This window comes from Cellvibrio sp. OA-2007 (assembly GCF_000953825.1).
Lineage (GTDB): Bacteria > Pseudomonadota > Gammaproteobacteria > Pseudomonadales > Cellvibrionaceae > Cellvibrio.
This window is the reverse complement of the sequence record NZ_BBUL01000067.1, coordinates 1-16,903: the sequence shown is the minus strand read 5'-3', so window position 1 is coordinate 16,903 and position 16,903 is coordinate 1. Positions and strand designations below refer to the sequence as shown.

7 protein-coding genes are annotated in these 16,903 nt (G+C 44.4%); 6 read left to right on the top strand and 1 reads right to left on the bottom strand.

Features of this window, described 5'->3' with window-relative positions:
* Positions 1-156: 156 nt before the first annotated feature.
* The 5 genes from AWU77_RS03200 to AWU77_RS03180 all read left to right on the top strand — a co-directional run bounded on the left by AWU77_RS03200 (position 157) and on the right by AWU77_RS03180 (position 9,765).
* Complete coding sequence (locus AWU77_RS03200; protein ID WP_062059192.1) at positions 157-3,216, top strand: TonB-dependent receptor; 3,060 nt, start codon at positions 157-159, stop codon at positions 3,214-3,216.
* Between the two features lie 90 nt (positions 3,217-3,306).
* Positions 3,307-4,836 (top strand): tryptophan halogenase family protein, encoded by a 1,530-nt coding sequence (locus AWU77_RS03195; protein ID WP_062059189.1) that lies wholly within the window; start codon positions 3,307-3,309, stop codon positions 4,834-4,836.
* Positions 4,837-4,922: 86 nt separating this feature from the next.
* On the top strand, positions 4,923-6,155 hold the full coding sequence (locus AWU77_RS03190; protein ID WP_062059186.1) for an ABC transporter substrate-binding protein: 1,233 nt from the start codon (positions 4,923-4,925) through the stop codon (positions 6,153-6,155).
* A 35-nt stretch (positions 6,156-6,190) separates the two neighbouring features.
* Complete coding sequence (locus AWU77_RS03185) at positions 6,191-8,194, top strand: methyl-accepting chemotaxis protein (RefSeq protein WP_062059183.1); 2,004 nt, start codon at positions 6,191-6,193, stop codon at positions 8,192-8,194.
* 86 nt (positions 8,195-8,280) lie between these two features.
* Entirely contained in the window at positions 8,281-9,765 is a 1,485-nt protein-coding gene (locus tag AWU77_RS03180; protein ID WP_062059181.1) for a hypothetical protein, read from the top strand.
* 113 nt (positions 9,766-9,878) lie between these two features.
* On the opposite strand, the gene AWU77_RS03175 is transcribed toward AWU77_RS03180, so the two are convergent.
* A complete protein-coding gene (locus AWU77_RS03175) occupies positions 9,879-12,917 on the bottom strand; it encodes a ligand-binding sensor domain-containing diguanylate cyclase (protein ID WP_062059178.1) in 3,039 nt (1,012 codons plus the stop codon).
* Positions 12,918-13,539: 622 nt separating this feature from the next.
* Here AWU77_RS03175 and AWU77_RS03170 point away from each other — a divergent pair.
* The gene (locus tag AWU77_RS03170; RefSeq protein ID WP_084617975.1) at positions 13,540-16,047 is read left to right on the top strand and encodes a CBM35 domain-containing protein; all 2,508 of its coding nucleotides are present in this window, start codon (positions 13,540-13,542) and stop codon (positions 16,045-16,047) included.
* Positions 16,048-16,903 lie beyond the last annotated feature (856 nt).

The window sequence follows — 16,903 nt, the reverse complement described above, 5'->3', positions numbered from 1 at the left end:
ATTGCTGTCAATTTAACCATGATGTTTTCAGTAAAAATTTTCTCTACACTTATTTAAAGTGTAATCGATTACACATAAGATAACTAAGCGCTAACTTGTGCAGGAATGCCTGCCAGCAGCCGCCCTATTGATAACAATCACAAAGGAGAAATACTCATGAAACACTTCAACAGTTTCTCAACCAAACTGTTGCCCAGTTTGATCTCGGCAATTATTGCAACCGGCGCTCAGGCGCAAAACGATGTAGTGGAAGAAGTATTGGTTTCCGGTGTGCGCAGCGCACAGGAAAAAGCCATTGATATTAAGCGCAACTCTGCAGAAGTGGTGGATTCCATTTCATCAGAAGATATCGGCAAGCTGCCCGACTCTACCATTTCTGACTCGTTGCAACGTGTTACCGGTATCCAGATTTCACGCTCTGCCGGTCAGGGTGGATTGGTCAGTATCCGTGGCTCACGCGAGGTACTGTCTACCTTAAACGGCGAGTTGTTTTTGACTGCCGAAAATATTTTGAACAACCAAGCAAACTACACCGATGTTCCATCGGCACTGATCAGCGGGGCTAACGTATCCAAATCCTCCAGTGCAAAACAATTGGAAGGTGGCATCGGCGGTAGCATCGATTTATTGACTCGCCGCTCACTCACACTGGATGAAGGTTTTAGCGGTTCTGTGCGCGCTCAGGCAAGTAACGGCAGCATCACTGAAGAAACAGATCCTGAATTAAGCGGCTTGATTGGTTTTAACTGGAATGACCATACCGCAATGTCATTGGGATTTTCTTACGCCGACCAAACACTCTCTGACAATTCGGTTTATACCCGTGCAGCCGAAGACCGTACTGCAGAAACTTGGGGTTGCGATTGCGATCTGGATGGTGACGGACAGAAAAATACTGACTCGCTGATCATGATGGCGTGGAACGGCCCGCAACTCTATAACCGTATCGCTGAACGCGAGCGCTTGGGTTTGACCTACAACATCAACTCACAATTGAGCGATGCGTTAGAGCTGAATGTTGACATGTTCTACAACAGCATGGATGAAAAAGCCTCTGGCAATATTTTGAATGTCAGCTCTGAAGGCCTGAACTGGAACCGTGGCAACTTCACTCAGTTGCACGGTTTGCACTCCACTGGCGATACAGGTTTGTACACCAACTCTTATGCAACCGGTTTTAGCGCCAACATGTACGGCGGCCTGCGCGCCGGTGTGGATTCTGATTACGTTGATACATCCGCATTCAACAACAGTGTTGAATTGAAATTTAATAACGGTGGTGCATTTACCGGTAGCGCCAAATTGGTTTCTTCGCGCGCGCATCGCGAGCAAAGTAATTTGGATTTAGCACAAAGCGCTGCATCCCCTGGCGGTAACGATGGTTTGGTTTACAACGTAGATGGCGATAAACGCGTGGTGAATCCAGGCTGGATTGAAGATTATTACCCAGTGACTTTCCTTGCGGGTGATGATTCTGTCAGCGTCAATTTTGATCCTACATTTGCCGATCGCCTCGCGCAAAAAGAATCTTGGTATTTCCATTCTGCGTGGCTGGAAGGTGAAACTCACGAATCCAATCTGGATGTATTACGTATTGATGGCAATTACAAATTAGCCGACGAAGGTATTACCTCTATCGATTTTGGTTTTCGTCGCGCCGACCGCGATATGTCACGCAATACTTACCACTACTTCATGGATACCGGCTTGGTCGCTTACGAGCCGGGCAGCATGACCCCTCACAATATGCTGGTGAAATATCACGAGGCTGGTTACGTACCTAATGTCACTACTGGCGGAAAATTTGCAAATTATTTGGTTGAGGTCAGCCCTGGTGTTTACGACACCGTAGACAATCTGGATATTGAACCTGTCCGCGGCGTAAATCTGGATGAAGCCTATGTTGCAAAGTATTTGCACATGGTAGATGACATGGGTGATGTAGTGAAAAACTACAACCTGAGTCTGCCGATGGTTGATGTATCCAAAATTGGCAATCACAAAAGTTTTATGGATGGCCTTTACGATACCGACCACGTGCGCAAGCAACGTCCTGATGCCTCTTACCGTGTATTGGAAACGCGCGACTCTTTCTACATTAGTGCCAATTTTGAAGATCAACTGACCGACACCACTAGCCTGAGCGGTAACGCTGGTGTACGTCATATCACTACCGACATCACCGTTGAGCGCAACATTACTGATGGCACTCTGGTAGCCGATGTATTTGCCGGTGCTGACCCTAACCACACACTCTATGAAGACAAAGGTGATGAGTTCCTGAATGTGAGTCACTCACACTTTTTGCCAAGTGTTAATTTGAATATCTCTTTTGGCGACAGCTACAAAATCAAAGCATCTTACGATGAGCGCACCTCATTGCAGTCGCTGAATAATTTTGGAGAAGCTTCAAGCACCACTTATAGCAGCTTCCAAACGGATGAAACCACTGGTGAAAAATATCAAGCCATTCAAGAAGTAAAACGCGGCGGCAATCCATACCTCAAACCATGGAGTGCAAAAGTCTACAACTTGGCTGGCGAATATTACCCCACCGATAACGCATTGCTCGGTTTGACTTTCTTCTACATGGATATCGGCGGTTTTGTAGATACCAAGAGTACTCATGCTGCTCTGCCTGACTCTGACGGCATAGTGCGCAATGGCGCAACCATTCAGGAATTGGTTAATGGTAAAAACGCGACTGTTGAAGGTGTTGAGTTCTCTTACCAACAAAGCTTTGATTTCTTGCCAGGGTTACTAGCTAACACGGGCATGACGTTCAACTACACCTACTCACCGAGTGTTAAAGAAGGTTGGGAATTTGCGGCCGATGGCAACGATGTTCCCTTCAATGCCACCGCCAAAAACCAATCCAACTTAGTTCTTTGGTACAACGATGATCGCTTTGAGTTCCGCGTTGCAGCCAACTATCTGGATGATCGTTACGACGGCCAATTAGCCAGTTGGACGACTGATCCTTTAGGCACCGACAACGAGAAAAAAATTCTCGGCGGATTGGATCGCTGGGAAGATACATCGCTCTATGTTGATCTCACCAGTACTTATCACATTAATGAGTCTGTGGACATCAATCTGAACGTGCAAAACCTGACAGAAGAAGGTTCGTACAAATACATTCACTGGTCGAATTTCCGCAGTGAATATCATGCTTACGAACGCCGCATTACCTTGGGTGTGAACGCCAAGTTTTAATTGTGGAAGCCTTTAGGGGCGGCTTTCCGCCCCTTTTTTAACACCCATCCGGTTTACTTGCTCGTTCTGTTTTAAGAGGTAGATATTTATATGAGTGCGATTCAATCATTGGTAGTAGTGGGAGGAGGAACAGCAGGATGGATGGCCGCTGCATTTTTTGCCAAACGTTTTGCCGGAACACCGTTAAACATTACTTTGGTGGAGTCAGCCACTATCGGAACAATTGGCGTAGGTGAAGCCACAGTTCCAGCGATGAAAGTTTTTTTATCGGATTTAGGAATTGATGAACGTGAATTTATGCTCAATACCCAAGCCACATTTAAATTGGGTATTGAATTTGATGGTTGGAATAAGCCGAACGAATCTTTTTTTCATCCCTTTGCCATGTTCGGTGCAAAAATTGCGAGTATACCCTTCCACCACTACTGGGCTAATTTACGCACACAACAACAAGCAGGGCCGATTGATGATTACTCGCTAGCAACGCAACTGGCGCGCTCCAATAAATTTGCCCGCCCTAAAGAAAATGCGTTGGATATAGCTCGCTTTAATTATGCCTATCACTTTGATGCAGGCTTATTTGCCAACTACCTAAGCCGCTTTTCACAACGGCAGGGAGTAACGCGTATTGAAGCGCAAATTTCTCATGCAACGCGCGACGCAACGACAGGCAATATCAGTGAATTAGTGCTTGAAAGTGGAGAAATTATTAGCGGCGATTTTTTTATTGATTGCTCAGGCTTTCGCGGATTGCTAATTGAAGAAACCCTGCACACAGGTTATGAACACTGGAACCAATGGTTGCCTTGCGACCGCGCTATTGCGCTACCCTCCAGTTCAGATGAACAGATTCCCTCTTACACACGTGCCCTTGCCTGCAGCGCAGGCTGGCAATGGCGAATCCCATTGCAACATCGCGTAGGTAATGGCTATGTGTATTCCAGTCAACAGATTAGCGATGAACAAGCATTAGCAGAGCTGCAAAAAAATATTACCGGAACAAGTTTGGCCGAACCAAAACTGATTCACTTTGCAACAGGTATGCGCCGCAAAATCTGGAACCACAATGTGTTTGCGTTGGGGCTCGCCAGTGGCTTTTTAGAACCGCTGGAATCCACTAGTATTTATATGGTCCAAACAGCAATCAATACGCTATTCACTTACTTTCCGCAAACGCAAGATTGCGCGACAATTGCACAACATGCCAACCATACACTCGCACAACATAACCAACGCCTGCGTGATTTTATTATTTTGCACTATTACCTTAACCAACGTACCGGTGAACCTTTCTGGAATGAATGCCAGAATATGACAATACCTGAAAGCCTGCAAGCACGCATAGAAGAGTTTCGTTATACCGCCAACCTACGTTTCGATGACCTGGACTTTTTCCAAATCAGTTCCTGGTTATCTCTATTTTCCGGCTTTAATTTATTACCAACGCATCATCACCCTAAAGTGGCGTTTTTTGACAAGCAGCACGTCATCCGCGAGTTAGCTGACATGCGCTCGGCAATTCAACGCGCGGTTGGTGATTTACCCTCACATCAACATTTTTTAAATCCTGAAAACGCAACCAATACAAGGAGGACCGCTCAACACGAACTCCCTACTTAAATAACTATCGAATATCACTCACAAAAAATGACTTATTGCCTCCAAGGTTGGATAACAACAATAAACTTCTGTTTACGGAGATAATTATGAACTACTTTTATCTACGCTGGAGTTTCCTACTGAGTATATTGCTTAGTCTATCCAGCCCCGCCACTATCGCCGCTGTTGCAGGCGATATCACGTTTTATTCCAACCGTGTCGATCTAGTAACTAATGGCAGTTATGCGCGCTGGATAAAAGAGTTTCAATCACTATATCCACAGGCTCGAGTAAGAGTTGAGGGGATTCCTGACTACGAAGCGGCCATGCCAAAACGGTTTGAAGCGCGCAACTATGGTGATGTGATGTTGGTGCCACGCGACATGCCAAAACAAATGTATGCTAAATATTTTTTACCATTAAATGATTTACAACTGCAGGATAAAATTTATTTTCCTGACAATTGGGAATTCAACGAAAAACAATACGCGTACACTCAAGGCGTTATTGCCGAGGGACTGATTTACAACAAACGCGCGTTAAAAGCTGCTGGCGTTAGCGAGCCCCCTACCACACTGGATGAACTAATCCGCATTGCAACCACATTAAAAACTCAAGGTAAGGTTGCAATTGCATTGAATGTGGGCGCAGCTTGGCCACTACAACAATGGGACAAAGCTACATTAGCGTTAGCGGGCGATGGCAATTATTTTGCCAGCATGATTAATGACAATGCCCCCTTCTCCCCCGGAAAGCCCTACTACCAATCATTAAAAATTGCTCACATATTATTTTCTTCCGGTTTCAGTGAGGCAGACTTTGTATTGAATAATTGGGAACAATCTAAACGTGATTTTATTGCCAGTAAAAATGCCCTGTTTTTTCTGGGAAATTGGGCAATTCCCCAATTGATTGAATCTGGCATGCGAAGCGACGATATTGGTTTTATTCCCTTTCCATTTGACAATAGCGGAAAATCAAAAGCGATATTGAATTTTGATTGGGGTATGGCGGTAAGCCGTTATAGTAAAAACCCCGATACAGCCAAAGCCTGGATTGCATTCATGATTACCAAATCCAACTTTGCCGACGTAGCTGGCTTCATACCCACCGATAAATCGCGCAAGTCCAATATGCCCCAGCTGGCGGAATACATGGCCTATCAACCCGAGATTATTCAAGTAGCTCCTGAAAGCAATGATTTTATTCGACTCACCAATAAGGCAGGAATGGATTTCATGAGCGGTAATTATATTCGCAATATTTTGTTAAGCCCCGACTTTGACGGTAGCATGGCTTATTGGAACAAACGTTGGGGACAAGCTAAAGAAAATTTTTAGTAAATCGAACTCAACATTGAATTGCAGCATATATTATGAATAAATTATCCATTGTCGCTCAGGTTATTTTTGGTTTTTCGGTATTGCTGGCATTACAACTAGTGGTAGCCACATTTAGCGTTACCAGCCAGAAACACTTATCAGGCAATATCGATCTCTCCTCTGGCGTGGTCACTCCTTTACTACAATCTAGCGCACTTCTCACCCAGAATTTGCAGGGCGCAGCCCAAACTGTAAGCCAACATGCAGCCGAACAGGAGTTGAATCGACTTACTGTTTTGCAAAATAAATTTACTGAATTTCAGCAAGGTTATCGCAAAGAATATAGTATTGCGGAAGACTACGCTAAAGATTTCCCTGACATTGCAGACCGACTGGAGGAATTGAATCGAGTAACTGAATTTACTTTTATCCAAGCAGGGGCACACCTAAAAGCTCACGAAAAAATGCTACACGCACGCAATAATGAATTCGAGGCACTGCGTCAATTTGAAGATAAATGGCAATATTTCAGCGCAGAAATGAAAGACATCCGCTTTAATATGTCCGATTCGGATATCCCCTCTCAATGGCTGTTAGCATCTATAGAGCAGGATGCGAATGAGGCGTCCGCACTACTTTCTAAAATACCTTCTATTCATGCCAGTGTCGAACTGGAAGAACGCGCTAAAGAGCTACATTATTTCTGGAAAAATATTGACCGAAAAAATTTCGTTTTGGAAGAACGATTTCCGAAAGTTGCCGAACCATTGCGCACTTCTGTTGAAATTTTACAAAAACACATTACCGCTGACAACGGAGTCTTGCATCAGCAACAACAATTACTCGTCTCGGAAGCAGAAAGCCGAAAACTTTTACAGGCATTAGTCGCCGAATTGGACAAGAGCATGGCCAAGCTAGCAGAACTGAACAAACATTTAAAATCTGTTTCAGATAATTCCAGCTCGCACACAAAGGCCGCTATATCTAGCGGAGGCATGACAATCTGGATTGTATTTTTCATATCTCTACTTGTCGGTATTGCAGTAGCAGCAAAAGTCGTTGCTGGAGTACGTAAGCCAATTAAACAGTTAGTAGTGCGACTGGAGGCTTTGGCGAAAAATGATTTGCGCGATTCCCATGAAAAATCTAACTCAGGTGAATTTGGTGAAATATCCCTCTCTTTGGACAAATTGGCAAGCAATCTCACCTGTATTATTCGCAATCTTAAAGACCAAAGCGGGCGCTTATTGAACATGGCAGACAGTTCCAGCCGAATTAGCTCCAATTCAAGGCAGCAAATTGATTTTCAAAAATCGCAGGCAGAAAACCTCGCGTCCGCTGTGACTGAAATGGAGCAGACTGCGCGCCATGTCGCAAATAATGCACGCGACACGAACGATGTGGTGTTTGATATTTATTCTTCGACAAAATCTGGGCAGCAAGTCGTCAACCGAAATAAGGACCTAATCGGGAGCCTGAACAGCGAATTAAACACAGCTACCCAAGTGGTGGATAGCTTACGTAAAAATTCCGATGGTATTGGCTCAATTATTTCAGTGATTAACGGTATCGCTTCACAAACTAATTTGCTTGCACTGAATGCTGCGATTGAAGCCGCCCGTGCGGGCGAACAAGGGCGTGGTTTTGCCGTGGTGGCTGATGAAGTACGCACTCTTGCCACACAAACGCAAGCTTCCACAGCTGAAATCACCGAGATGATCGCCAATTTGCAAAGTAGCGCAGTACAAGCGACCGACATAATGCAGCGCAATAAACATGTCGCCACTTCATGTGTTGAGCAATCTGATTTAGCTAGTGAAGCACTTGCCGTAATCGCCAATGGTCTGGACCAGATTAAGGATATGACCGCCGCTATTGCCCAAGCGGTCAGTGAGCAGAGCAGTGTCGCCACCGAACTGGCAAGGGGAGTGGTCAGGATGTCGGATATAGCAGACAGCGTGCAGCTCGAAGCCATAGAGCTAGAGGAGTCCAGTAACGCGCTCAAGCAAATGGCGCATCAGCAAGAACAAGTAACAGCAAATTTTGTGCTGCCATGACGTTCGCGTTATTTCAAATACCACTCTGTCAGAAACAACAGAAAAAGTATCACTACCGATTATTTAAATTTGGAAGGTAAAATCCTATGGAATTCGTTAAATTACAATCATCACTTCTACTTGCAACTGGACTTTTCTTAAGCACCTCCAGTCAAGCATTTGACTACTTTGTGAAGCGTGATGGATCGCAACTAATGGATGGAAAAAATGCCCTACGCTTTGCTGGAATACATGCCCCAGAACTACACAGAATAGAGGATGACGCCAAAGGAGTATGCAAAGCAGATCCGCGCGGCTGGGGACAATATTTTAAATGGCCAACCGCTGACGAACAGGAAAATTGGTTCCAATCATTAGCATTTACCGGCCACAAGGTAATGCGCACTTATGTCTTATCCGTAGAACAAGAATTTGATCCAAACTGCCAAAGGGAGACACATATTTCCAAACCATTGAAGGGAAAAATTACTCCACAATTAAACGAATCCGCGATGGTGCATTATGATCGAATGATCGCACTGGCTGAAAAATATAATGTTCGTCTGATACTTCCTTTCATCGATCATTGGCCGTGGTGGGGTGGGCGAGAACAACTTGCTGCATTCTACGGTGAAGCGCCAGAGGATTTTTACAACATAAACAGTAAAACCTATGCCGCTTATTTAAGTATTATTGAGCAAGTTATCAACCGCAAAAACACAATTACCGGCCGATTGTATCGCGATGAGAAAGCCATCATGGCGTGGGAGACCGGTAATGAATTAAAAGATACTACGGCTGAGTTTTTACAAAGCACTGCAGCGCATATTAAATCGCTTGATAAAAATCATCTGGTGATGGACGGCAACTACACCCAAATCCATGACTTTGCACTAAAAGACCCCAACGTCGATATCATTTCCAATCATTATTATGAGAATGTGGGCAACCTAAGCCCTGCCACTGTCAGCAAAGACTTGCAAAAAATCGCAGGAAACAAGGTGTATGTAGTTGGTGAATTTGGATTGCTGGATATCGATCAACTTTCAGCGATTGCTAACGCCGCCATCAAACAGGATTATCAAGGGCATAAAACTGCTGGCTTTTTTATTTGGGGATTGCGCGGACATCGCCACGACGGTGGCTTTTATTGGCACTTGGAACCAGCTAATAACAAAACTTATAGCTATCACATTCCTGGATTTCCGGAGGGAGAGTCGAATCAAGAATCGGCAGTAATTGATTTAGTGCGAGAATCTATAGCTCACATGAACGGCGATAAAAACGTTGCTCCATTACCGAAACCTCTGCCCCCAAAACTTCGCCCTATCAGGGATCAAAAAGATATTCGGTGGATGGGAGCCGCAGTCGGTCGCTATTATCGTATCGAACGCTCAACGACTATCAACGGACCATGGAAAATTATTGGCGATAATATATCTGACGGCATCAACCGATTTGACCCCTCCACTATGACTTTATTTTCCGACACGGATAGTGTCAGCAAAGGCACTTATTATTATCGCGTTATCGCCATTAATGAATCTGGAGAGTCGGCACCCTCCGATGTGGTGATGTTTTTGCTTCGCTAGCATCACGCAGTGGCGATCAACAAAACATTTAATTACGAACCAATTTTCTTCCCCTTTAAAGGGGAAGAATCACTACAAACATATCAAAACCCAAATGGGTCACACTAATGCTTTCACTCTTTTGGACTCGCAAGAACGATACGATCACGCCCTGACTTCTTAGCTTCATACATTGCAGTATCAGCTCGTTTCAAAGCAGATTCAAAAGAGTCAACTTCTGACACCATCGCAAAGCCGGCACTAACCGTTACTTTTGCAATCCCATCCAATCCAAAATTAAATTCTCGTATCGCAATACGCACCTTATCAATTAATTCCATCCCATCCTCGGGATCACGGACAACACAGATTAAAACAAATTCTTCTCCACCCCACCGTCCAAAGTGGTCACTATGACGGATGGTATCCTTTGCAATTCTCGCAACATTTTTCAAAACATAATCACCCGAATCGTGCCCACATCGATCATTTATTAGCTTGAAATGATCAACATCAAACAAAGCAACCCCCACCCCCCTCTTGGTTTCTGAATTTGAAAAAACACCTTCAGCGATCTGCCCCAATCCAAATCGATTGTAGACACCGGTTAGCGCGTCTTTGGTAGCTTGTGCTTGATAAGCTCGCGCATTTGCGCGCAGCACAATGTGGCTATGGCGATAGTAAAGCGCTGAAAAAATGATGATCACGTACAGAACATATGCCCACCAAGTTCTCCAAGGTGGAGCCTGTATCCTCACTTCAAGTGACTGCCCAGTATACCAATGCTCGTCGTCATTCGATGCACGCACTCGAAAAGTATATTTTCCAGGCCCTAGATTTGTGTATACCGCATTCGCATTGCGCCCAACATCTATCCAGTCTTGGTCAAAACCATCTAACTTATAACTATAGTGAATTGTTTTTGAGTTGCGGTAATCCAGCGCAGAAAATCCAAAAGTAAACATTGAGTCTTTGTAAGACAGGGATATCTTATCAGCGATAAAAATAGGGACTTTTAACGGTGAGTTTTCGCCAAGATTGACCTCCTTATTAAAGATTCGAAAACTAACCAACCTGATTGGAGGTGGAGCCGAATCGCTTCTCAGCTCGGCGGGATGAAAGCTTGTAATACCCTCCGAGCTTCCGAAATATAATCTTCCGTTGCGATCCTTCAGAAGTGCTTCACGATTATAATTACTACCTGCCAACTCGGCCTCGCGGCCGAAAATCGTAATCTTCTCGGAGAGTGAATCAATTTTTACAAGCCCGTTCCCCGTTGCTAACCATATGTTTTGGTTGTCATCTTCCAATATTCCCGAGACATTCTGAGATGGCAGCCCATCACTTGTGTCTAAATATCGAAACTCCTTCGAGCGAGTATCAAAAATATTAACACCTCGATGCTGGGTACCGATCCAAACTCTCCCCTTGCTATCCTCAAAGAATGCCTTGGTATTCTTGCTATTGGTGGAATTTGAAAAGCCAGTTTCATAAGGAATCTGGGTAAATGTTTCATTTTTCAGATTGAAAACGTTAACGCCTGTATAGCCACCAAGCCACAAATTTCCCTTGCTATCAGCCATCAGGGATGAAATGAAGTTGCCGGTGATGCCACCTTTTATTTTTGGATCATGATAATAATGAATGAAACTATCAGTGCTTTTTTCGTATCGATTTAAACCGCCGGTCTCAGTAGCAATCCAGATATTATCGTTACGATCTTTTGTGATGTCCCAGATAAACTCACTATTAATAGACCCGCTCTCGCTTGGATTTGGAAAGTAGCGTGAAAATATGCCACTGTGTGGGTTTAACCGGTGCAATCCACCACCCCAAGTTCCTACCCATATTTGACCATCACTGTCTTCCTCAAGCGCCAAAACGGCATTGGCCCGCAAGGCAGCAGGATCGGTAGGATTGGCTAAGTATCGAGTTACCTTTCCAGTCGCTGGATCCAGCCTGTTTAAACCACCTTCAGTTCCAACCCAAAGCATGCCATCAGCAGCTTCAATAATTCTTAAGATGGAATTATTAGAAAGGCTGAAGGGATCGGAGGGCTGCGTAATGAAATGTCGAAATTTGTTGGTATTCCGACTATAAAAACTCACACCAGAAGGTGATGCACCGAACCAAAGGTCATTATTGTTATCTTCATAAATAACGCGAAGCTGGTCAGAGACCAGACTCGTTAAGTCATAGGGACGGTGTCGGTAGTGGACAAAATGCTCGGACTCCTCGTCAAATCTTGCCAACCCTCGTTGGTCTATCGCAAACAATATATTTCCCGCAGCATCTTCTTTAATGTCCCATATAATGTTTCCGCCAATAGAGCCTGACACATCCGCATTGTAGACATAGCGCTGAAAAATCTCAGATCCTGCGTCCAGCCTACTAACACCATTACCATAGGTGCCAAACCAAATTCTACCGCGAGAATCTTGCAGCACAGAGCGCACACTATTATGGCCAAGTGATCCTGAATCCTGAGGATTATGCAAAAAGTAGTTAAACTTTTCTGTATTAGGATTTAAGACAGCGACCCCCATCCCGGCAGTCGCTAACCAAACATTTTTTTTGTCATCAATTAGTATGTCGCGAATCTGTTCTATATTCGGCTCTATGGTAAGAGGAGGGCGCGGTAAGAAAAAACGCATGTGTTGCTGGGAAGGATCAATTACATACAAACCTCTTGCCGTCCCTACATACAACTGATCATTTGCATCAATTTCTAAGGCCGATACTGAATCGACATCAATAGTAAATGAGCCGATAGTTGTTACTCGCTCGAAACGATTGACGCCAATATCGTAACGAATCAGACCCTCCTCGGTTGCAAGCCATAAAGTGTTTTTTGAATCCACTACCATCTGAAATATATAGTTTAAGGGTAAAGAGCCATCACCACTCAAATCAGATTTGAAATAAAGCAGCGTGCGTCCGTCGTAACGAGCCAAGCCGTTTTCACCACCGATCCAAATGAAGCCTAACTTGTCTTGGACTATCGCGTTCACTCCCCCTAGCTCCTGCCTGGCGCGATCTTGATTATCGAAGGGCGTCGTGAACCGCATTTCGGGATAATCGATTATCGATGTTTCTGAAAATCCATTCGCACTACCGGAAAGAAGAAAAATCGATAGGAGGTTGCACACATATCTTTTAAGAATTGATTTCACTCGATTGCCTTCGCGCATCAATTAAAAGCGGTAGTCAGGGGGCTCAAAGTCGGGCTTTAAACTATTAAAAGAGTAGCAGAAAGAATAGGAAACCCCTTGAACAAACCTTTGTCGTTCATAGCACTATGAGCATAGAGCTAAGAGTCTATTTTCCGCCCCCAGAAACGCATGGAGGACACCGTAGCCATACCCCACCCCCCTCTAATTTCGCCTCACCCACTAAAATTTGTAATCGGTTACGATTTCCGTTAAAAATCAACTTAGAATAAATTGTTTAAAATCAATAATTTAAAAATTTTAAGCAAATAAACCACTAATCCACCCTATCCTAAAAGCATGTTTTATGACCATAATATGTAATCGGTTACAAACAATGTTATCTATTTTCGAATTTGCCTAACCAATAAAACCTATAAGCGGTTCGAGAATGCAATCTGCAAGACCTCCCGATCTTATGAACGTGACAAATATAAAAATCGAACTGAGGAATAAGACAATGCCCCGGAGTGGGATTTGAGGGAATTCGCAAGTATGAGAAGTTTTTTTCAGCAGGAGGTATTCATGCTGCTATTTCCACCTTGCGCTGGTTTACATAAATCTAATATCAACTGGCAGGTATTCTATGAAACTTTTTACTTCTTCCCCTATGTGGGCGGGTGCCCTATTGGCGACTCTCAGTTGGCAGGCTTCTGCCGATTGCAATTCATCTGGATGGTCATCTACCACGCAATATCGCGGTGGTGAATCTATTGTATATCAGGGCAGCGAATTTAAAGCGCGCTATTGGATCAACGTAGGGCAAGCCCCGAATGCATCCAACCCATGGGATGCATGGCAACATATCCAAACCTGTAGCGGAACCTCTGTGTCGTCTGCAAACCCATCGTCGATACCATCAATTTCTTCCAGCAAAAGCTCTGTTATTGCTACCGGGCAGCAGTGCAATTGGTATGGCAGTGTTTACTCTATTTGTTCACAAACCAATAGTGGTTGGGGATGGGAAAACAATCAAAGCTGTATTGCTTATGCAGATTGCGCTGCATTGGCCAGCCCTTACGGAGTGATAGGATCTGCAAGCAGTGCGTCATCAAGTGTGCTTTCCAGCAAAAGCTCATCCAGTATTTCTACTAGCGTTTCAAGCAGCTCAGTGGGGTCTTCTGTTGTTAGCAGCTCCAGTATTAGCAGCTCAAGCTCTTCAATTAAAAGTTCGGTAAGTTCTCTTTCATCCAGCTCGGTAGCATCCGGAATTACTACCTGGAACTACGACGCATCAACCGCTGTAATTACTGCACCAGCAGAGCTAGCGGATGGTGTTGGAAACTTAATGGGCGACGGCAGTGCTGTGATTTGGAATGTGAATCTGCCAGTGACTGGCGAATATCGCATTACCATTAATTGGAGTGCGCCTTACGGTACTAAAACCAATACCTTAGTGGTGGATGGTACAGGCATCAGCAATGTGTTTGCTGAAACCGCTACTCCCGTTGCATACACCCAAACCAAAACACTGATAGCAGGCGCGCATAGTTTTGGTATTCAAGTAGGTGGCAGCGATTGGGGCTACATGAACGTTCACAGCTTGAAAGTGGAATTGCTAGGCGGCCTTACTGTTACATCGCCTGCCAATTTTGCGCAATTGCCATCGGGCAGTAATATTCAAGTGGTGTACACCAAGTTGGGTAGCGGCAATCTTACTTACAGCGTGAACGACGGCACAACGGTTGTGTACACAGGCGCAAGCCCGCTGACCATTCCAACAAAGGGTGATGGTGTGTATCGCATCAAGCTAGGAATGGAAGGTACAACGCTGAGCAGCAATTTGCGTGTGACTGTAGGTACTACCAATTTGCCAGCATTTGTTGAAGCTTCAGGTACTCAGTTTGTATTAGGCAATAAACCATTTTATTTCAATGGTTCAAACCAGTATTACCTGATGTATAAGCCTGAGTCTATGGCAAATGATTTCTTTGCTCGTGCCAAAGCTTTGGATATGAAAGTAGTGCGTACCTGGATGTTCTGTAATGGTTCATCAACGCACGACGGCGTTTGTATCAATAAAAAATCCGGCACTAGTTTTATTTTGGTAAAACCGGAGTCTGAACGCACTGCAGAAGAAAAGGCGCTGATCGCACGCAGCTTCGAATTGTTCGACAACTATGTTGCACAAGCTGAAGCCAATGATATGCGTTTGGTATTGTCGCTGTCTGACTACTGGGATTACTTCGGCAAGATTGAAGATTACGGCCCCTACGGTAGCGCGGCAGGTCGCACACTCTTTAAAACCTTCATCACCAATTTGCTGAATCACGTAAATCCATTAACGGGTAAAGCCTACAAAAATGATCCAACGATCATGATGTGGGAATTGGCGAACGAACCGCGTTATACCAATAGCAATTTTGCTGATTTTAAAGTCTGGGTTTCCGATATCGCAGCACACATCAAATCGATTGCACCTAATCAATTAGTATCGATTGGTTCTGAATCCTCATTCGGTATTGCTCTGGATGATAGCTACGCATCGCTGGTGGAATTAAATCGTGACCCAAATATTGACGCAATCAGTGGGCACCTTTATCCAACTGCATGGTCAATGACCGACGAACAAGTACTTGGCAATATTCAAAAGCTCGCCGACCTTGCGCGTGAAGTTGGTAAGCCTGCGTACATTGGTGAATTGGGTTGGCCGGTTGATAAAAAACGCACCACGGGCTCACAAGTGGAAAATATTCCATCAGGCCAAGCGGCGATAGACGCTTTCCTTGCGGTGTCTTTGGCACAGCGTGCAAGTTACATGGAAAGCTGGTACGCCAAAGCTTATGCAAATCAAGATGCAATCGGCGGTTTCCTAATCTGGCAATTGTCTGGCAAAGAATGGGGTAACGGTGGTGTGCCACTGCAGGGCTGTCAATGGTGTGCAGGTCCTTATGGCGAGCCAACCAATGGCTGGTCGGGTAATCACGACGGCTATCAGTTCTATTGCGCGATTACTCAGGCAGAAATGTCATTGACAGCATTGGGCGCAGTAGGTAGCAATAAAGAAGGCGACAAAATCCATATGGATTTACACAAGCCAAGTTGTGACGTTATTAAAAACTACTCAGGTAAATATCAATTGCTGACGCAGTAATTTAATATCGATAACAGGATCTCTCCCCCCCTTCTGATATGAATCTTGTATCAGTAGTTCCCTCTTCCTCCGGCTTGTGTATCTGGCCGGGGGTTTTTTATTTTCTGGACTGACGAGTCTGGCAACACGTAAACGTTTATTTCCCGAGACCCCCAGTGACTTGATGCTTATGGCAGTCAATACCTTACGATAGTTGCATATTTTCCCGACCACGCTCTGCCTAAAAAATATTTAACACAACCTGCCCAAGGACGTCGATCAAACCAGGACGTAACAATTAAAGGAGTTCAGAGTTCAGCTTCTCAGGAAGAAATTCCAAGATGGATGCGGGATAGATAAGGCACGATGCCGATGTAACTAGGAAGATCACATGCCCGAGCAGGAGGCAAAGGGGCTATTAAGATGCAGCGCCCCTCTTCAAATTCTCCGTTTTTGATTTACGTTTCAACACTGAGCTCAACGGATTTTCCGCAAATTTCTCCCTTCATAATCTCGGTGTTCACTAAGTCTTAATTATAGCTTTCTATTTAATTTTTCAAGCCAAGGACCAACTCAACTAATGTGCACATATCTAAAGATTTCCAGCTGCTTCAGCCTTTGCAATTAACTACTGGGTTAGTACTAAAAAATAGAATTGTGATGCCACCGCAACTTCGCTCCAAATCCGACGACAGTTTTGCGCTGACTAGAGACATGGCTGATTACTACAGACCCTGTTGATCTTTGATTTTTTATTCCGATTATGATAACATTAACTATCGTGGTAGAAAATAACAATAAAAGTGCTTCAAGCAAAACAGTTTCTCAGCAATTCACCAGATATGGCTATCCGCTTCACTCAGGATAAAAGCAATAA